The sequence below is a fragment of the Micromonospora sp. WMMC273 genome, assembly GCF_027460285.1.
GTDB classification, from domain to species: domain Bacteria; phylum Actinomycetota; class Actinomycetes; order Mycobacteriales; family Micromonosporaceae; genus Micromonospora; species Micromonospora aurantiaca.
In genome coordinates this window covers 1,274,378-1,293,715 of sequence record NZ_JAPZBE010000001.1, presented here as the reverse complement: position 1 = coordinate 1,293,715, position 19,338 = coordinate 1,274,378, and the positions used below count along the sequence as shown (strand labels likewise).

At 73.9% G+C, this 19,338-nt stretch carries 13 protein-coding genes; 5 read left to right on the top strand and 8 right to left on the bottom strand.

Annotation, left to right across the window (positions count from 1 at the left end; all coding sequences use genetic code 11):
* Positions 1-18: 18 nt before the first annotated feature.
* The 3 genes from O7611_RS06220 to O7611_RS06210 all read left to right on the top strand — a co-directional run bounded on the left by O7611_RS06220 (position 19) and on the right by O7611_RS06210 (position 4,211).
* Complete coding sequence (locus tag O7611_RS06220; RefSeq protein WP_269696361.1) at positions 19-1,215, top strand: thiolase family protein; 1,197 nt, start codon at positions 19-21, stop codon at positions 1,213-1,215.
* Positions 1,212-3,275, top strand: a complete 2,064-nt coding sequence (locus O7611_RS06215; RefSeq protein ID WP_269696360.1) for a 3-hydroxyacyl-CoA dehydrogenase NAD-binding domain-containing protein — start codon at positions 1,212-1,214, stop codon at positions 3,273-3,275. Before O7611_RS06220 ends, O7611_RS06215 begins: the two co-directional genes overlap by 4 nt.
* A gap of 189 nt (positions 3,276-3,464) precedes the next feature.
* On the top strand, positions 3,465-4,211 hold the full coding sequence (locus O7611_RS06210; RefSeq protein WP_135238961.1) for a hypothetical protein: 747 nt from the start codon (positions 3,465-3,467) through the stop codon (positions 4,209-4,211).
* A gap of 58 nt (positions 4,212-4,269) precedes the next feature.
* Here the strand turns inward: O7611_RS06210 and O7611_RS06205 are convergent, their stop codons facing one another.
* The 4 genes from O7611_RS06205 to O7611_RS06190 form a co-directional block, all read right to left on the bottom strand.
* On the bottom strand, positions 4,270-4,656 hold the full coding sequence (locus tag O7611_RS06205; protein WP_269696359.1) for a VOC family protein: 387 nt from the start codon (positions 4,654-4,656) through the stop codon (positions 4,270-4,272).
* 205 nt (positions 4,657-4,861) lie between these two features.
* The gene (locus O7611_RS06200; protein ID WP_269696358.1) at positions 4,862-7,408 is read right to left on the bottom strand and encodes a malectin domain-containing carbohydrate-binding protein; all 2,547 of its coding nucleotides are present in this window, start codon (positions 7,406-7,408) and stop codon (positions 4,862-4,864) included.
* A gap of 204 nt (positions 7,409-7,612) precedes the next feature.
* The gene (locus O7611_RS06195) at positions 7,613-8,779 is read right to left on the bottom strand and encodes a sensor histidine kinase (RefSeq protein ID WP_194803014.1); all 1,167 of its coding nucleotides are present in this window, start codon (positions 8,777-8,779) and stop codon (positions 7,613-7,615) included.
* Positions 8,776-9,444: a response regulator transcription factor gene (locus O7611_RS06190; protein WP_194803013.1), complete on the bottom strand. Its 669-nt coding sequence runs from the start codon at positions 9,442-9,444 to the stop codon at positions 8,776-8,778. The genes O7611_RS06195 and O7611_RS06190 overlap by 4 nt, the downstream gene beginning before the upstream one ends.
* A 419-nt stretch (positions 9,445-9,863) precedes the next feature.
* On the opposite strand from O7611_RS06190, the gene O7611_RS06185 reads away from it, so the two are divergent.
* On the top strand, positions 9,864-11,042 hold the full coding sequence (locus tag O7611_RS06185; protein WP_269696357.1) for a peptidase C39 family protein: 1,179 nt from the start codon (positions 9,864-9,866) through the stop codon (positions 11,040-11,042).
* Here O7611_RS06185 and O7611_RS06180 read toward each other — a convergent pair whose 3' ends face one another.
* On the bottom strand, positions 11,043-12,335 hold the full coding sequence (locus tag O7611_RS06180) for an outer membrane protein assembly factor BamB family protein (RefSeq protein ID WP_194803012.1): 1,293 nt from the start codon (positions 12,333-12,335) through the stop codon (positions 11,043-11,045).
* Positions 12,332-13,594, bottom strand: coding sequence for an outer membrane protein assembly factor BamB family protein (locus O7611_RS06175; RefSeq protein ID WP_269696356.1), 1,263 nt, complete (start codon positions 13,592-13,594; stop codon positions 12,332-12,334). Before O7611_RS06175 ends, O7611_RS06180 begins: the two co-directional genes overlap by 4 nt.
* Positions 13,595-13,666: 72 nt before the next feature.
* Here O7611_RS06175 and O7611_RS06170 point away from each other — a divergent pair, with 72 nt between their 5' ends.
* Complete coding sequence (locus O7611_RS06170) at positions 13,667-15,553, top strand: hypothetical protein (protein WP_442929328.1); 1,887 nt, start codon at positions 13,667-13,669, stop codon at positions 15,551-15,553.
* A gap of 11 nt (positions 15,554-15,564) precedes the next feature.
* On the opposite strand, the gene O7611_RS06165 is transcribed toward O7611_RS06170, so the two are convergent.
* Positions 15,565-17,349, bottom strand: a complete 1,785-nt coding sequence (locus O7611_RS06165) for a hypothetical protein (RefSeq protein ID WP_194803010.1) — start codon at positions 17,347-17,349, stop codon at positions 15,565-15,567.
* A complete protein-coding gene (locus O7611_RS06160; protein ID WP_370585025.1) occupies positions 17,307-19,136 on the bottom strand; it encodes a hypothetical protein in 1,830 nt (609 codons plus the stop codon). The genes O7611_RS06165 and O7611_RS06160 overlap by 43 nt, the downstream gene beginning before the upstream one ends.
* Positions 19,137-19,338 lie beyond the last annotated feature (202 nt).

Here is a 19,338-nt window from a genome sequence, read left to right as displayed (position 1 = left end):
TGCCGAGGGAGGCTCCAAGTGCCCCGTGAAGTCCGGGATGTCGTCTTCGTCGACGGCGTCCGTACCCCGTTCGGCAAGGCGGGTGGGATGTACGCCAACACCCGCGCCGACGATCTGGCGATCCGCTGCATCCGCGAGCTGATGCGCCGCAACCCGCAACTGCCGCCGGAGAAGGTGGAGGAGGTGGCCATCGCCGCCACCACCCAGATCGGTGACCAGGGCCTGACCATCGGCCGCACCGCCGCCCTGCTGGCCGGCCTGCCCAAGACCGTGCCCGGCTTCGCCATCGACCGGATGTGCGCCGGCGCGATGACCGCCGTCACCACAGTGGCCAGTGGCATCGCCGTGGGCGCGTACGACGTCGCGATCGCCGGCGGCGTCGAGCACATGGGCCGCCACCCGATGGGCGAGGGCGTCGACCCCAACCCGCGCATCGTCGCGGAGAAGCTCGTCGACCCGTCCGCCCTGGTGATGGGCTCCACCGCGGAGAACCTGCACGACCGCGTCCCGCACATCACCAAGGAGCGCACCGACGCGTTCGCGCTGGCGTCGCAGCAGAAGACCGCGAAGGCGTACGCCAACGGCAAGCTCCAGGGCGACCTGGTGCCGGTGGCGACCCGCGACCCGGAGGCGGGCTGGGGCCTGGCCACCGTGGACGAGGCGCCCCGCGACACCTCGATGGAGAAGCTGGCCGGCCTGAAGACCCCGTTCCGGCCGCACGGCAAGGTCACCGCGGGTAACGCGGCCGGCCTGAACGACGGCGCCACCGCCGCACTGCTGGTGGCCGAGGACACCGCCCGCGAGCTGGGTCTGCCGGTCGGCATGCGCCTGGTGTCGTTCGGCTTCGTCGGCGTCGAGCCCGAGGTGATGGGCGTCGGCCCGATCCCGTCGACCGAGAAGGCGCTGCGCATCGCCGGCCTGAGCATCGACGACATCGGCCTGTTCGAGCTGAACGAGGCGTTCGCGGTGCAGGTCCTCGCCTTCCTCGACCACTTCGGCATCGCCGACGACGACCCGCGGGTCAACCCGTGGGGCGGTGCGATCGCCATCGGTCACCCGCTCGCGTCCTCCGGCGTCCGGCTGATGACCCAGCTCGCCCGCCAGTTCGCCGAGCACCCCGAGGTCCGCTACGGCCTCACCGCCATGTGCATCGGCATCGGCATGGGCGGCACCGTGATCTGGGAGAACCCGCACTGGGAGGGTGGAGACAAGTGAGCCTCGCCGCACCGAACGAGGTCGTCACCAAGGCGCTGCTGCGCCAGGTGGCCGTACCCGGGCTGGACCGGCCCGCCGCCCTCATCACCCTGGACAACGGCTTCGACCACACCAAGCCGAACACCTTCGGCCCGGCCGGTCTGACCAGCCTGGACGAGGCGATCACCGCCGCGCTCGCGGCGGAGCCGGCGTTCATCGCGGTCACCGGCAAGCCGTACATCTTCTGCGTGGGCGCGGACATCGTCGGCCTGCCCGCGCTGGAGAACCGCGACCAGGCGCTGGAGATCGGCCGGCTGGGCCACCGGGTCTTCGCCCGGCTCAAGGACAGCGCCGTCCCCACCTTCGCGTTCGTCAACGGCGCGGCGATGGGCGGCGGCCTGGAGCTGGCGCTGCACTGCCACTACCGGACCCTGTCGGCGGGAGCGGCGGCCCTCGCGCTACCCGAGGTCTCGCTCGGCCTGATCCCGGGCTGGGGCGGTACGCAGCTGCTGCCGAACCTGATCGGCATCCCGGCCGCGACGCAGGTCATCATCCAGAACCCGCTGATGCAGAACAAGATGCTCAAGCCGAAGCAGGCGGCCGAGATGGGCATCGCGGACGTGCTGCTGGAGCCGGCCGACTTCCTGGAGCGGTCGCTGGAGTGGGCCGCCGGCGTCGTCCGGGGCGAGGTCGCCGTGACCCGGCCCGAGGTCGACAAGGACATGTGGGCGGGCGTGCTCTACTTCGCCCGGCAGACCCTCGACCAGCGGCTGCACGGCGCGGTCCCGTCCGCGTACAAGGCGCTGGATCTGCTGGAGACGGCGAAGGACGCCGACTTCGCCACCGGCACCGCGGCGGAGAACGAGGCCCTCGCGGACCTGGTCTTCTCCGAGGAGCTGCGCAGCGGCCTGTACGCCTTCGACCTGGTGCAGCGGCGGGCCAAGCGCCCGGCCGGCGCGCCGGACAAGGGCCTGGCCCGCCCGGTCACCAAGGTCGGCATCGTCGGTGCCGGCCTGATGGCCAGCCAGCTCGCGCTGCTGTTCGCCCGGCGGCTGCAGGTGCCGGTCGTGATGACCGACCTGGACCAGTCCCGGGTGGACAAGGGCGTCGGCTACGTGCACACCCAGATCGAGAAGGCCGTGAGCAAGGGCCGGATGGACAAGGGCACCGCCGCCAAGCTGTACGGCCTGGTGTCCGGCTCGGTCGACAAGTCCGTCTTCGCCGACGCCGACTTCGTCATCGAGGCCGTGTTCGAGGACCTGGGCGTCAAGAAGCAGGTCTGGGCCGAGCTGGAGAAGATCGTCAAGCCGGAGGCGGTGCTCGCCACCAACACCAGCTCGCTGTCCATCACCGAGATGGCCGCCGAGCTGGAGCACCCGGAGCGGGTGGTCGGCTTCCACTTCTTCAACCCGGTCGCGGTGCTGCCGCTGCTGGAGATCGTCCGCGGTGAGCGGACCGACGACGCCACGCTGGCCACCGCGTTCGCTGTCGGCAAGCAGCTCAAGAAGTCGTCGGTGCTGGTCAAGGACGCTCCGGCGTTCGTGGTGAACCGGCTGCTGACCCGCTTCCTCGGCACCGTGTTCGCCGCCGTCGACCAGGGCACCCCGCTGGACGTGGCGAACAGCGCGCTGGACCCGCTGGGCCTGCCGATGCGTCCGCTGGCGCTGCTCCAGCTCGTCGGGCCGGCCGTGGCGTACCACGTCGGCGGCACCCTGCACGAGGCGTTCCCGGACCGGTTCGGCGTCAGCGAGAACCTCAAGCGGATCGCCGACTCGGGCCAGCCGATCGTGGTCGACGACCAGATCAACGACGAGGTGGCGAAGCTGCTCGTGGTCGGCGACGAGCCGCTCACCGCCGAGCAGGTCCGGCAGAACGCGCTGGACGCGCTGGCGCAGGAGATCCGGCTCATGCTCGACGAGGGCGTCGTCGCCGAGGCGCAGGACATCGACCTGTGCATGATCCTCGGCGCCGGCTGGCCGTTCCACCTGGGCGGCGTCACGCCGTACCTGGACCGGACCGGCACCTCCGAGCGGGTGACCGGCAAGCGGTTCCTGCCGCGCGGCGTGGCAAGCCTGCGCTGAGGCGACCGCAACGCATCGATCGCGGTGGTCGGGCTGTCCGTTCCGGACGGTCCGGCCACCGCGATCGGCGTCTGCGGCCCAGGTCACGGGCAGGTCGCAGTTTTCGGTCGTCGCCCTTGGGCGGGACAGCGGGTTGTCGGTGGTGCTGGCTACGATCACGCGTCCAGTTTTCTCACAGGAGCTGCCTACATGTCCCAGCCGCCGTCCAGTCCCTACTCCGGCAACTACCCCTCCCCCCAGCAACAGCCCGGTGGCTTCCAGCCGCCGCAGCAGCCGCAGTACGGCGGTGACTACCCGCAGACTCCGCAGCAGCCGCAGTACGGTGGCCAGCTCGGTGCGCCGGTCCCGCCGAAGAAGAAGTCCGGCGTCGGCAAGGTCCTGCTGATCGTCCTCGCCGTGGTCCTGGTGCTGTGCGTCGGCGGCGGTGTCGCCGCCTACTTCGCCACGAAGGACACCGTCGACGAGGTGGTCACCGCCACCAAGACCCGGGTGGTCGAGCCGCAGACGCTCGGCGGCCGGGCCAAGGTCACCGACCCGCAGCTGCAGTCCGCCGCGGCGCAGATGAAGTCCGAGCTCAGCAAGGACGTGCCGGACGCGACCAGCACCGTCGGTGCGTTCTACGGCGACCCGGCCAAGAAGGACCTGGTCATGATCGTGGCCGTGTCCGGCGTCATGGCGGACCCGAAGAAGGAGCTGGCCGACGCCACCGCGGCGGTCACCCCGGACCTGGCCACCAAGGACTTCAAGACGGTCGACGCGGGCCCGCTGGGCGGCGACGCCAAGTGCTCCGACGGCAAGGCGTCGGACGTACCGGTGGCCGTCTGCATCTGGGCCGACCGGGGCAGCCTCGGCATGGTGGTGGTCTACTTCAAGTCCGCGGCCGAGCTCCAGTCGGAGTTCGTGGCGATGCGCGGCGAGATCGAGAAGCAGGACTGACACCGGTTCACGCACCGGGCCCCCGCCGTCACGGCGGGGGCCCGGTGTCGTTTCCGGATCAGGCGGACGCAGCCCGTTCCGCGGCGCTACGGCACACGCAGAACTCGTTGCCCTCCGGGTCGGCCAGCACCACCCAACCGGTGCCGTCCGGTCGGCGCCGGTCGGCCACCACTGTGGCGCCGAGGTCGCGCAGCCGCGCCACCTCCTCGTCCCGGGTGCCCTCGGCCGGGTGCAGGTCGAGGTGGAACGCGCCCTTGCCGTGCCGCTCGCCCACCTGGACGAACAGCAGGTCGGGGCCGTGCCCGCCGGGTGCGGCGAGGACCGCCTCCGGGTCGCCCGGGTGGTCGTCGTCGGCGGGCCGGCGGTCCAGCACGCGGGCCCACCAGCCGGCCAGGGCGTACGGGTCGTCGGTCTCGACTGTCACGCAGTGGATCTGTGCACTCATTGTGCTTCCTCCTGTGGGGAGCGCGCCCCGGCGGAGTGGGAACGTCAGCGGGGAACGCGGGGCGCGGGACGGTTCACGACGGACATCGACCACACCCCCTTCCACCTCTCGGGCTGACCGGTCGATCATGCCATCGCCGGCCGGCCGGAACAAGCCGCCGGCCCGGCCCCGCGGGTGCGGGACCGGGCCGGCGGGCACTGCCGCGTCACGGGCCGACGAACACCGCCTTCGCCCGCCAGTCGACACCGTCGACCGCCGGGCCGCTGCGCACCGTGAACGTCGTCGACGGAGCGGCGCCCGTCCAGTCGGCGGCGGACAGGTCACCGGTGCTCCGGTTCACCTTGTAGAGCGTGGTGCCGGCCGCGAACAGCGCGCCCGCGTCGGCGAATCCGCTCGCCCCGGCCACCGTGAACCGGTCGGCGCCGACCACACCGCTGTCGGGCGTGAACCAGCGCCAGAACAGGCCGTTCTGCCCGCTCAGCGAGTAGTAGAGGCGCCCGTCCCGGTAGAACATGCCGGTCACGTTGGGGATCTCGGCGTAGAAGCCGGTGGTCGCGCCGACGTACGTCTGCCCCGCCGGGCCGGAGTTGGTCACCACGGTGTCCCAGTACGGGTCGTGGTACGGGTCCACCAGCTCGGGAGTGCCGAACGTGGTGCCGTCGAACGTACGCCGCCACAGCGCGCCCTCGGCGCCGTAGAACAGCGTCCCGCCGACCCAGAACGCGTTACGCGTGGCGGACCACACCGTCTCGTCCGGGTTCGCCACCGGGCTGGGCGTACCGACGCCGGTCAGCCCGTCGTACGAGCGGACCTGCACCTCCTCGCCGGTACCGGTCGGCGGCGGCCCGGTCTTGACGATCTCGACGGCGTCGACGAGCGGGTTCTCCTTGACGTGGCGGAACTCGATGTCGACGGTGCCGTCGCTGGTCACCGTGAACTCCCGCATGGTGCCCACGTTGTGCCCGACGCCGGCGGACAGGTCCAGGTCGTCGAGGACGACAGTGCCGTCCAGCGCGACGTCGAAGACGCGGGTGTTCGGGGCGGAGGTGCCGTCGTACCGGTTGGCCAGGTAGAGCCGCACGTGCACCTCGGTGCCGGTGGGCACGGGGAACTGCCAGAGCATCTCCGCGCCACCGGCCGGGTCGTACCGCTCGTCGCTGTAGAGCGCGGCCGGGGTGCCGGCCGGCACCGTCGCGTCCAGGCTGCCGACCGTGTTGAAGCTGGAGGTCGAGCTGCCGGTGTTGTGGTACGGGCTGGGGCTGGAGCTGGTGTCGGCCGCCCAGTCCGGTCCGCCGTCGGTGGCGGCGACCAGCGGGCCGCCGGCGTTCACCCGGTACAGCACGTTCGTCGGCTTCGGCAGGCCGGCCTGGTAGACGTTGCCGGGCAGCGTGGCGGTGCTGGTCGGGTGCGGGGCCTTGCCGCCGGCGAGCGGGAAGAACGCGATCCGCTCGCGGCGGTACTGGAAGTTGCCGATCCAGAGCGTGTCGCCGCCGACCCAGAGGCCGGACTCGGTGACGAGCATCTCCGAGGCGCCGATGCCGCGCGGGTGCCGGCCCGGGTTCCAGGACAGCGGCAGGCCGTTGACCGGGTCGAGGGCGGCGATGCTGGCCCGGCCGACCGCACCGGCCCGGGCGTTGTCGGCGCCGGTGCTGTTGTTGAGCCAGCGGAGGTGACCGCCGACGTAGACCGCCTGCTCGCTGATGCCGACGGACAGGAACGTGTCGCCGCCGCTGTAGTCGACCCAGGTCGGCTGGAGGTTGTCGCCGGTTGCGGCGGCCTCCCAGCGGGCCGCGGTGTCGCAGAGCGTCCCGCCGTACGGGGCACCGGTGGTGACCACCACGAAGTAGCTGTTGTCCGGGGAGAACGCGACGTCGCGGACGTACGAGTCGAACGACTGCCACTTGCAGCGCGGCGTGTAGCGGGCCGTGTTCCAGTCCGCGACGGTGGCGGCGGTGGCACCCAGGTCGATCTTGACGATCTGGTCGTGCAGGACCCCGTCGGCCTTCTTGAAGTTGCCGATGACGACGAGCTGCGTGCCGTCCGGGGAGACGGCGAGCTTCTCCGCGCCCACGCCGGCCTTGGCGCCGCTGACGCCGTCCCAGTTGTGGTTCTCGGTCAGCGTGGTGGTGAGGTAGCTGTCGACCGCGCCGGTGGTGGCGTTGAGCGAGGCGAGCCCGCCGCGCGGGTTGGGGTTGCCGGCCGTGGTGAAGATGCCGCCGACCAGCAGCCGGTCACCGACCAGCGCGATGTCCTTGATCAGCCCGTTGAACGCCGGCGGCGCGAAGCTGGTGACGACCGCCCCGGTGGCGACGTCGAGCAGGGCCACCTTGCGCCGGGTCACGCCGTTGACGGTGTTGAACTTGCCGGCCACGAAGACCGTGCCCGCCGTGGGACCGGCGACGACCGCCGTCACCTCGTTGTCGAGCGTGGGCGCGAACGCGGTGTCCACCTGCCCGGTGGCCTTGTCGAAGGCGAGCAGGTAGTCCCGGGGGATGTCGACGTCGGAGTTGCGGTTCTGCACCCGGGTGAAGGAGCCGCCCGCGATGATCTTCGTACCGGCGTCGTGGATCGCGTCGACCGAGCCGTCCTGGACGTCGGGCGAGGCGGCCGAGGGGACGGTGTGGACCACTTTGTCGTGGCCGGGCGCGGCGGCGGCCGCCGGCGTGGCCGGGGAGAGGCCGGCGACGGTGAGGGCGCCGGCGGTGAGGACCGCGAGGATGCGGCGGCGGCGCGGGGCCGAGTGGTGGGTCACGGGCAGCTCCGGTGGGTGAGCAGGGTGAGGCGTCGCTGCGCTTACTCTCCGTTGATCCCCGGCTCCGCGTCCAGCGCGGGCGGCGCATTCTGCCCGACCACCGTGCGCCGGGGGCCGACCACCGTCGGGTCCGGCCAGGACAGCCGAGGCCGCCCGCACGAAAAGATGAGGCCGTCTCACCGGCCGGGCGGGCCGGCTCGGCGGTCAGGTGGCCGCCGCCGGGTCGGCCGACGGAAGCGTGACAGTCACTTCCAGGCCGCCGCCGGGCTGGGCGACCGCCTTCACCGTGCCGCCGTGCGCGTCGCTGACGGCGCGCACGATCGACAGGCCGAGACCGGAGCCGCGCGCGCCGGTGCGTTCCTGGCCGCCGCGCCGGAACGGTTCGAACAGCCCGGGTACGTCGGCCGGGGCGACCTCGAAGCCGGTGTTCCCCACCACCAGCCAGGACCGCTCGCCGTCGGTGCCGGTGCGTACCCAGATCCGGCCGTGCAGGTGGTTGTAGCGGACCGCGTTCTCCACCAGGTTGCCGGCGAGCCGGTCGAGCAGGCCCGGGTCGCCGACCACCGGCGCCGGGCGCAGCGAGGTGTGCACCTTCAGGCCGATGCGCTCGACCTCCCGGGAGACCGCGGAGAGGGCGTTGGCGGTGCCGATGGCGAGGTCCGACTCGGCGCGCCGGCCCAGCCGCCGGCCGGTCTGTGCCTCGCTGCGCGCCAGGACCAGCAGCGCGTCGACCAGGCCGTTGGCGCGCTCCGAGGCGTCGCGCACCACGCCGGCCATGCGGCGGTACTCGGCGAGGTCGGCGTCGTCGTCGCTGAGCGTCACGTCGATTTCGGTACGCATCACCGCCAGCGGCGTCCGCAGCTCGTGCGAGGCGTTCGCGACGAACCGTTTCTGCGCCTCGAAGGCGCCGCTGATCCGGTCGAGCATCGCGTCGAACGTCTCGGCCAGCTCGGCCACCTCGTCGTCGGCGCCGGACCAGCCGATCCGCTCGTCGAGCGTGGCCTCGCCGAGCCGGCGGGCGGTGGCGGTGACCTGGTGCAGCGGGCGCAGCGCCCGCCCGGCCACCAGGTACGCCCCGGCCACCCCGACCACGCTGATCGCCGCCAGCGCGAGCAGCCCCTTGACCAGCAGTTCCTGCGACGCCGCGTCGACGAGCTGCCGCTGCCACTCCCCGGCGTCGAGGGTGCGCCCGTCGCTGAGCACCACTGTGGTGCCGGGTAGCAGCTCGTCGGTGGGGCGCAGCGCGTCGCGGACCAGCAGCCAGGCCAGCAGCACCAGGATCGCCCCGGCGCCGACCAGCAGCACGCCGTTGAGCAGGGTCAGCCGCAGCCGCAGCGTCGGCCGTACCCGGCGCGTGGCCGGCGCGCTCACTGCCGTACCCCACCGATGCGGTACCCCGCGCCCACGACCGTGTCGATGAGCGGCGGATCGCCGAGCTTCTTGCGCAGTGTCATCACGGTGACCCGGACGATAGTGGTGAACGGGTCGGTGTTGGCGTCCCACACCCGTTCCAGCAGTTCCTCGCTGGACACCACCGCGCCGCGCGCCTTGAGCAGTTCGGCGAGCACGCCGAACTCCTTGTTGGTGAGGTCGAGCGGCACGTCGCCCCGGCTCACCACCCGGCGGGCCGGGTCGAGCACCAGATCGGCCACCTCCAGCACCGGCGGCGCGGCCGGGGTGGCGCGGCGGCCGAGCGCCTGCACCCGGGCCACCAGCTCGTCGAACGCGAAGGGCTTGGCCAGGTAGTCGTCGGCGCCGAGCTGCAGCCCCTCCACCCGGTCGGCGACGGTGCCGCTGGCGGTCAGCATCAGCACCCGGGTCAGCGCGCCGGAGGTGGCCAGGTCGGCGCAGATCCGGTCGCCGTGCACGCCGGGCAGGTCACGGTCCAGGATCACCACGTCGTAGCGGGTGACGAACGCCGCCTCGTGCCCGGCGTCGCCGTCGTAGGCGACGTCCACAGCCATGCCGCGCTTGCGCAGCCCGCGCGCGATCGCGTCGGCGAGGTTGCGCTCGTCCTCGACCACCAGTACCCGCATCCCGGCCTCCCACCTCGTGACCCCTGACAACCTAGTGCGGCAGGCAAAACCGGCAGCCGCAGGAGCCGACGGCCACCGGCACGCGGATCACGATTGTCACTCGCCGTAACACCGAGGACGATTCGGCGTGGTATCACGCACCGTGATGTAGGCCCACAGGGCACATCGAACGCCCCGTCGATTCGAATCGCCTTGACCAGGGGAAACAGCCGACCGCTCCGCAGCGCCGGAGATACCGCTGCGCGGTGACTCTGCCGGGGTCGGGCTGCAACCACGGTCCGTGACCGCGGGGCGGGTCGGTGGGTTACGGCCCCCGGCGCGTGCGGCCGTTGCAGAAAACCTTCGGGTACGCGATGCTCGGCGGCGATGATCGACACGCACTCCAGCCGGCTGCCACGTCCGTGCCGGGCGGGTTCCCGATGACCGGCCGCGACATCGCATACCGCCGGTTCCGCTTCCCGGCGGACCGCGACCTGGGTCGTGTGGACGGGCTGCGCGACGGGCCGGACGGGCTCACGCCCGACGGCGCGGCCGGCCCGGTCGCGCACACCGACCCGCACTCCGGGACCACAGCCGAGTACGCGGCCGGCACCTGGGCCTCCCCAGTGACGTCCGCCGGCTTCGGCGTCACCGAGCTGGTGCCCTCGTGGATCGCCGACACCCCGCCCGGCTGCTGGCTGCGGGTCGAGCTGCGCGGCTGGGCCGGCGGCACTGCCACCACCGGCTGGTACGACCTGGGCCACTGGGGGGCCGACGACAGCGCCGTGCACCGCGCCTCGGTACCCGGGCAGGAGGACGACCGGGCGCGGGTCGCCGCGGACACGCTGCGGGTGACCGGCGCGACGGTGACCGGCTGGCAGGTCCGGGTGACCCTGCTGCGCCGCCTCGACGCGCCCGACGGCCCGGTGCTGCGCACGGTGGGCGTGGTCGCCTCGGCCGACCCGCCCACCGGCACGGAGGCCACGGGCGCCGGGGATGCGCGCGCGTGGGGGCGGGTGCTGGACGTGCCGCGTTACGCGCAGCGGCTGCACGCCGCCGGGGAGACCCGCTGGGGTGGCGGCGGCGACTCCTGGTGCAGCCCCACCTGCGTGTCGATGGTGCTCGACTTCTGGGACGCCGGCCCCGCCCCGGACCGGTACGCCTGGGTGGCGCCGCCCGGCCCCCGCCCGCAGGTGGTGCACGCCGCCCGGCACTGCTACGACCACGCCTACGGCGGGCCGGGCAACTGGCCGTTCAACACCGCGTACGCGGCGACGCACGGGGTGGACGCCTTCGTCACCCGGCTGCGCTCGCTGGCCGAGGCGGAACTGTTCGTGGCCGCCGGCATCCCGCTGATCGTCTCGGCCGCGTTCACCGCCGGTCAGGTACCCGGACTGGACTACGACACCCGGGGACACCTCATGGTGCTGGCCGGTTTCACCGCCGACGGCGACCCGGTACTGAACGACCCGTACGCGCCGGACGACGAGCGGGTCCGCCGCACCGTGCCGCGCGCGCCGTTCGAGCGCGCCTGGCAGGTGGGCAGCGGCGGGATCGCGTACGTGCTGCGGCCCGAGTCGACGCCGCTGCCGCCGGCCCCGGCGCAGGCCAACTGGTGATCAGCGCCCGGCCGGCCAGATCGCCATGCCACCGGTCGGGCGCAGGCACACCAGTTGCGTACCCGTGTCCGCGCACTCGGACCAGGCGCCGGGCAGGATCCCCCGGATCCGCACCTGCCCGGCCGCCACGTCGAGCGCGCCGACCAGCGTGCGGTCCTCGGTGAGCGTGCGCAGCCCGAGCAGCGGCCCGGACGGGAGGTCGTTGCCGGAGACGCGCCAGCGGCCCAGCCGGGCCAGCACGCGGCCGGTCGGCGGGTCCAGCGCCGACAGTTCCAGTTCCTCCCCGACGCCGCGTTCGGCCGCGATGAGCCGGTCGCCGACCGGTCCCATCCCCAGCCAGCGCTCGTCCGTCCAGGCCGGACGGCCGGTGGCCGGGTCGAGGGCCTGCGCGCCGCCCACCTGGTCGCGCAGGCACACCATCCCGGCGCAGTCGGCGAACCAGAGCCCGGCGCGGGAGCCGACCGGCAGGCTCCACCGCTCGTCGAGCCGGTCCAGGCCGTACCCGGTGACAGTGCCCCGGGCGTCCTCGACCAGCAGGAGGTCGGCCACGACCTGCGCGTACCGGTAGGCGGCGCGATCGGCCGCGGGCGCCACCCGGCCGGTGTGCGCGACCGCGCCGGAGTCCGCGTCGTACACGGTCACCCGGCCCTGCGGGGTGACCAGCACGAGTTGCGTCACCCCGTGGTCGTCGCGGCGGTACCCCACCTCCTGGCCGGGTACGGGCAGCGTCCACCGCACCTCGCCGGAGGCCGGGTCCACGGCCCGCACTGTGCCCGCACCGGGCGGGCGGGGGTTCTCCAGCAGCAGCCCGCCTGACGCGGTCCGGACCGGGTAGCCGGGTTGCCGCCAGCGCAGCGTGCCGGTGGCCGGGTCGAGCATCGCCGACACGGAGTCGCCGTCCCCGGCCGGGCTGCTCGTCACCAGCAGTCCCCCGGCCACTGCGGTGAGGCCGAGCACGTGGTCGCCGTCGGTCAGCGCGAACCGCCACGCCGGGTCCCCACCGGGCAGCCGGTACGCGGCGACCACCCGCCCACCCCGGCCGATCGCGCCCGGGCCGTCGGCCACCACCACGCGGTCCGGCAGGACCACGAACGCCGCGCCCTGCGGGGCGGGCACCCGGATCGGCTCGGGCCGTCGCGGCGGCCCGGCGGCAGCGGTGACCACGAGCAGCACCAGGCAGCCGAGCAGCGCCACCCGCGCGGTGGGGCCCGGCGGCCGGCGGGGCGGTGCGGCGACCGGCTCGTCGGCGGACTCGCCGTGCCGCATCTCCCCCAGCTCGATCACCGGGCTCACGTCAGCCGCCGCACCATGTAGTCGCCACCGGGCCGGCGGCAGACCAGAAGCGTCACGCCGGTGGTGCAGTCGGTGCCGGTGAGCGCGCCCCGGATCGAGGGCGCATCGCCGGACAGTCCCACCTCGGCCAGGAGCCGTCTGCCGCCGCCCAGCGGCCGTGTCGCCAGCAGCGGCCCGCCCGACTCGTGCTGCGGGACCGGTCTCCAGCCGCCCAGGTCGGCGATCAGCCGCCCGTCGTCCTGGTCGAGCACCGCCAGGCCGTCGTCGCTGGCGGTGTCGGGGACGCCGACGAGCAGCCGCCCGCCACGCTCCGCCGCCACGCCCGCCCACCGGTCCACGTTCCAGCGCACGGCGCCGGTCGCCGGGTCGAGCGCGGTCATCCCGCCGGCCGGCCCGACGGCGCAGAGCAGGGCGCCGCAACCCTCGACGTGGCCGACGAGCTTCCGCGCGACGGTCCAGCGCGACCGGAGCGTGCCCAGGTCGTACGCCTCGATGGCCCCGTCGCCGTCGCGGAACTCCAGCAGCAGCCCGCGGGCGATCTGCAACCGGCGCGGGCCGGGCCGTCGTACCGGGTACAGGTCGCGGGCCACGAGCCGCGCGCCGGTGCGCACGTCCACGACCACCGTCTCCCCGGTCGCCGGGGACAACACCATGCGTACCGGCCCGGCCGGCTCGGCGTCGAACCCCAGCGCGCCCGTCATGGGCGCCGTCCACACCGTACGGCCGTCGGCCGGGTCCAGCCCTCCGATCGACGTCGTGGTGTCGGATGCGGCCGACTGGATCAGCAGCACCCGGCCCACCGCGAACGCGATCCCGGGCCGGCGCCAGACGTCCGCGCCGGTGGCCGCGTCGTACGTGATTGTCTGCCAGTCCGTGTCGTCGACGCCCCGGCCGGCCACGATCACCCGGTCGTCCTGCTCCCACACCGACACGGCGGTGCCCACGCCGGGTAGCGGGCTGCGCCACCGCTCCCGGTCGCCCCGGTACGCGAGGAGTTCCCGCCCGCCGCCGGCGCCTGCGCGGTCCGGCCGTACCACGTACACCACGTCGCCGGAGACGAACACGGCCGATCCCAGCCCGCCGGGCAGCGTCCACTCGGCCGGACCTCGCGGCGGCGTCGCGGCGGTGAGCGTGAGCAACGCCACCAACAGCACCACGAGAAGGCGGAACGGCCGTCCGACGGCACGCGGGGGGCGGGGCACCGGGCCGGGCGGTGCGTCGTCGCGCAGCTCCCCCAGATCGATGACGGTCACGACCATCCTCTCCCGCGCGCCGAGCCGCCGCCCGACCGTGACCGGCCGTGTGACGAACCGCCTGTACGATGGCGCGTCGTGGCCGTGCCCGTGGTGGACCCCTCGTTGAACCCCTCGCCCGTCGAGGCGGACGCCGTCGTGGCCGACCCGCCACGCCGAGCACGTCGCCGGCCGGCCCGCGCCGACGTGCTGGCCATCGGAGCCTATGTGTTGCTCGGCGTTCTCGTCTGCCTCAACTACTGGGGCGACGTCGAGAACCGGGTCTCCTCGCACCTGCCCACCGACCACAGCTGGTTCGAGTGGCTGTTCGCGCACGGCGCGTACTCGGTGCAGCACCTGGAGAACCCGCTTTTCACCACCCGGCAGAACGCGCCGGACGGGGTGAACATGATGGCGAACACCTCGCTGCTCGGGGTGACGCTGCCGCTGGCGCCGCTGACGCTGCTGCTCGGCCCGCAGGTGATGTACGCGCTCTACCTGGGCGCCGCGCTGTCCGCGACCGCGGCAACGTCGTACTGGGTGCTGTCCCGGCACCTGGTCCGGTCCCGGGCCGGGGCGTTCGTCGGCGGCGCGTTCCTCGGTTTCGCGCCGGGCATCGTGCACCACGCCAACGGCCAGCCCAACTTCGTGTCGAACTTCCTGCTGCCGCTGATCGTGGCCCGGGTGCTGCGGCTGGGCGAGCCGGGCCGCTGGCGGCGCAACGGGCCGGCGCTCGGGTTGCTGGTCGCGTACCAGATCTTCATCAACGAGGAGATGCTGCTGCTGACCGCGCTGGCCTGCCTGGTCGTCGTGGTGGCGTACGCGGTGCAGCGGCCCCGCGCGGCCCGCGAGCGGGCCGGGTCGTTCGTGGCCGCGCTCGGTCTCGGCGGCGGCCTGGCGCTGCTGCTGACCGCGTACCCGATCTGGTTCCAGTTCAACGGCCCGCAGTCCTACCGCGGGTTGCAGGGCGGCGTCTTCCACAACTGGGGCGAGGACCTGGTCGCCTTCGTCACGTTCGCCCGGGACACGATCGCCGGTGACGAGGCGGTGGAGAAGACCATCGGGCTGACCGAGCAGAACACCTGGTTCGGCTGGCCGCTGGTGCTGGTGGCGCTGGCCGCGCTGGTGCTGCTGGTCCGCCGGTCGGTGCCGGCGCGGATCCTGGCCGCGCTGGTGGTGCTGTTCACGATCGCCTCGATCGGCCCGGTCGTCCGGTTCAACGGCGCGGAGACCGACATCGACGGCCCGTGGGCGTACGTGCCGGACGACCTGCCGCTGGTCGAGATGATGATGCCGACGCGGTTGAGCCTGGTCGTGGTGGCCGCCGTCGGTGTCCTGCTCGCCCTGGCGTGGGACGCGCTGGCCGGTGCCGGCCGCCCGCCGGTGCCCGCCCCCCGCTCCGGCGCCGACGACGGCGGAGACGACGACGGTGACGGCGGGACGGCCGCGCGCGAAACGCGCCGCCGGGTGCTGCGCCTGGCCGGGCTCGTGGCCATCGCCGCCGCCGTGCTGCCGCTGATCCCGCGTCCGCTGCCGGCCGAGCGGATCGACCCGCCGCCGCACTTCATCACCGCGGGCGGCTGGCGGCCGTACGTGCCGGAGGGCCGTACGCTCGTGCCGGTGCCGATCCCGAGCAACGTCCACGGGCTGCACACGCTGCGCTGGAGCGCGCTGACCGGGCACGAGTTCCCGATCCCGGGTGGCTACTTCATCGGCCCGAACGAGCGCGGCGAGGGCGTGTTCGGCGCTCCGAACCGGCCCACCAGCACGCTCATCTACTCCACGATGGACGCGAACGAGGTTCCGGAGATCACCGAGGAGAACCGCCGCCAAGCCGTGGACGACCTGCGCTTCTGGCGGGCCTCGGTGGTGGTGCTCGGGGCCGGCCCGCGTGAGGCGGTGCTGCGCGACCTGATGGCCGAGCTGCTCGGCCCGCCGCAGCGGGTCGACGACGTGTGGATCTGGGACGTCCGCGACCGGGTGTGACTCCGCGCCGGTCAGCCGACGAGCGGGCGGACGTCCCACAGGTGTCCGCCGGGCACGTCCCGGCCGGGGCCGACCAACAGGTCCACTGTGGCGCGTACCGGGTCGCCGGGTGACGAGTCGCCCTGCACGAGTGCCGCCGCGCGCCAGTGCCGCAGGTCGTCGACCGCCTGCCGGCGTTCCGTCTCGCCGACCGGCGGCACCCGGCCGGTCTCGGCGGCCCGGCGCAGCAGCAGCGACGTGGGCCGGTCCGGCGCGCCCCAGCGGGCCGCCGGGTCGCCGGCCGAGCGCGGGCCGATGAAGTAGCCGCCCGGCGCGTCGAACGCCAGCCCGGTGCGCGCCGACCAGAACATGGCGGGGCTGACCGCCGCCCCGGTCACCGGCGGCACCGGCACCAGCGTCCGGCCCGCCGGCACGTACTCCCGCCAGCCGCCGCCGGACACCACGGCCGGGACCGGCGCGACCGGCACCGTGCGGATCGGCGTCGGCGCCAGCGGCAGCAGCGCCGCGGCGACCGCGCCGGCCCACGGCGCCCAGGTGCGGACGCCGCCGTGCCGGACCCGGTCCAGCGCGAGCGCCAGCAGCACCCCGAGCACCGGTACGCAGACCAGCGCGAACCGCGCCGGCACCACCAGGTCCAGCAGCGGCACCCCGGCGAGCAGACGGTACGGGCCGGGCAGCCCGGTGTCGTGCCGGTTCACCACCATCGGGGAACCGAGCGACAGCAGCGCGAACAGCAGGCCGCACGCGGCGAGCGCGCGCACCAGCGGCCGCCGCCACAGCCGCACCACCACGAGGACGGCCAGCAGCGGCAGGAACGGGCCGAAGAACGAGTTCTGCTCGGTCGGGTTCGGCGACAGCAGCCCGGCCCGGCGGGCGTCCCCGACGACGCTCTGCCGGGCGGTGGTGACGAACGAGACCACGTCCAGCCGGTAGCCCTCGGTGTGGAACGGCATCCCCCGGTAGTGGCCCGGCCCGGCGAACTGGAACCACAGGGGGTACGCCAGCAGCACGCCCGCCACCAGCGCGCCGACGCCCAGCCGGCGGGCCACCACCGGTGCCAGGCGGCGGGCGGCGGCCCGGTCGGCGAGCGCGTACGCCCCGGCGAACACCCCGGCTGCGAGCGCCAGGAAGACCAGCACCTCCTCGCCGAGGAACACCTGGTACGCGACGGCGAGCCCGAGCAGCACGCCGTCGCGCCGGACCCGATCGCCGGCCGGGCGGAACACCAGCGCGAGGATCACCGGCACCAGGAACTGCGCGGCCATGTGCAGGTGCGCCCCGGCCTGCGCCACCATGCCCGGGGCGAAGCCGCAGAACAGGCCGCCCACCGCGGCGGCGGCCCGGGAGCGGACCAGCCGGCGGGCGAGCAGCGCGTACCAGGCGGTGGCGGTGCCGGCGAGGCTGAGCGTCACGGCGACGAGGAAGGCCGCCTGGGAGCCGAAGACGACGGTGACCGGGGTGAGCGGCACGCCCAGTCCGAGCACCGACGTGTTCGCCATCAGGTTCACCCCGTCCGGGGCGTTCAGCGCGCCGCTGTACAGCGGGTTCTCGCCGCCGGTGACCGCGCGGGCGGCCCGGGCCAGCATCCACTCGAACAGCATCTGGTCGCCGGCCTGGTGGAACAGCCGTTCCGGCCGGCGCCACTGGCCGGTGGTGAGCAGGACGGCGAGACCGAGGTAGCCGGCCACCACCAGCACGTCGACCGGGCGGGGCCGGCGGCGGCGGGGCGCGGGGGCGGGGACCGCCGGTTCGGTCAGGCGGACCGGCTGGTCAGTTTCCGCACGTCCCACAGCCACACGTCCAGCTCCTGCCGTCCGGGGCCGACCAGCTGCTCCACGGTGCGGCGCAGCGGCTCGGCGTTCTGCTCGTCGCGCGGCAGCACCACCACCGCCGCGTTCCAGTGCCGCAGCTCGTCCAGGTAGCGGCGCCGCTGGCGGTCGTCCAGCTTCGGCGTGCGGCCGGTGGACGATACCTCCCGCAGCATCTCGCCGATGCCGCTGGGGCGGCCGCCGAAGCGCCCGGGGTCGCCGGTGACGCCGTTGCGCGGCGCGAGGAAGTAGCCGCCGGGGATCTTGAAGTCGAGGTTGGTGCTGGCCGCCCAGCGCATCGGGTCGGTGTTGCCCATCGCGGGCACCGGCACGGAGACGAGCGTCTGATCCGGACCGACGTACTTGCGCCACCTGTCGGCGGTGATGAACTCCGGCACCGGCTCCCGCGTGGTGACCTGCAACGGCATCGGCGCGATCGGCAGCAGCGCGAGGACCAGGCCCGCGGCGGTGAGCTTGCGGGCGGTCCGCCGGTCCACGCCGCGCAGCGCCCAGGCGCGCCGGACCGCGTACGCGAGCAGGATCGCCACCGTCACGCCGGTGATCAGGCCGAATCGGGTCGGCACCACGGCGTCGAGCAGCGGCAGCCGTACCAGCAGCTCCCACGGGCCGGTGGCGATCTCCCGGTCCCACCAGGAGATCCGCTCGCCGAGGGAGAGCACGGCGAAGAACAGCCCGGTGGCGGCGAGCGCGCGGACGATCACGTCCCGCCGCAGCCACACCACGATGCCCACGACGAGCAGCGACAGGCTCCAGCCGAAGAACGCGTTCTCCTCCGAGTAGTTCGGCGCGAGGTTGACGTTGGCGCGCTCGTTGCCGCCGAACGTGGGCGAGCCGGGGGCGAAGAACGCGGCGATGTCGTTGCCGTAGTCGCGCACCGCGTCGCTGAGCCCGTGGTACGCCATCGGGCCGGCGAACTGCACCCACAGCGGGTACGCCAGCAGCGCCCCGGCCAGCGCCGCGCAGACCGCCAGCCCGGCGCCGAGCGGTCGCCACGCGGTGCTCCACCGCTCCCGCTGCTGCACCACCACGGCGATCAGGAACACGCCCAGCGCGAGCGCGGTGAAGAGCAGGATCTCCTCGTTGATGAACGCCTGCGCGGTGACCAGCAGCGCCAGCAGCACGCCGTCGCGGACCGGCCGGGCTGACCGGGTCAGCACCAGCACCCGCCACACGATGAACGGCAGCAGGAACTGGCTGATGATGTTCGGGTGCCAGTTGGCGTGCGACAGCATGGCCGGTGAGAAGCCGCAGAACCAGGCCGCCACGGCGGCGGCCGGGCGGTGCCGGATCAGGTGCCGGGACAGCACCCGGTACCAGGCGGCGGCGGTGCCGGCCAGGCCGAGCGTGACCAGCGTGACGAAGGAGACCGCCGGTCCGAACAGGAGGGTCACCGGCACCATCGGGATGCCGAGCGCCAGGATGGCGGTGTTCGCCATCAGGTTCACGCCGTCGGGGTAGTTGAACTGCTCGGTGAAGAACGGGAACTCGCCGTGCAGCACCACCCGTACCGAGTGGGCCAGGAAGAACTGCACCTGCGCCGGGTCGCTGCTGTAGAGCGCGGCGACCCGCCCGGCCGGGTCGACCCAGATGCCGCTGGTGACCCAGATCGCGGCGAGCAGGAATCCGCCGTACACGGTGAGGTCGATCCGGCGGCGCGTCCACCGCCACCGGCGCGCGCGCCGTGCGCCCGGCGCCTCCGGCTCGGCCGGCGCTTCGGGCGGGGTGGTGGTCGCCGGCTCCGGCTCGGCGGTGATGGTGACCGATGGTGGGTCCAGGGTGACGGCGCGGTGGCCCGTCGGTGCGGCGGCGTCCGGCGTCGAGGCGCCGCGGGTCTCGGCAGGCGTCACAGTCGGCGGAGTCTACCGGAGCCGGATATTGGTACCCGAATCGCCCGTCACGTTCCGCAGTGGCCGATCGGCCGAAAGGGTGAGCCGGGCGCGGCCGGGTGACCGGCCG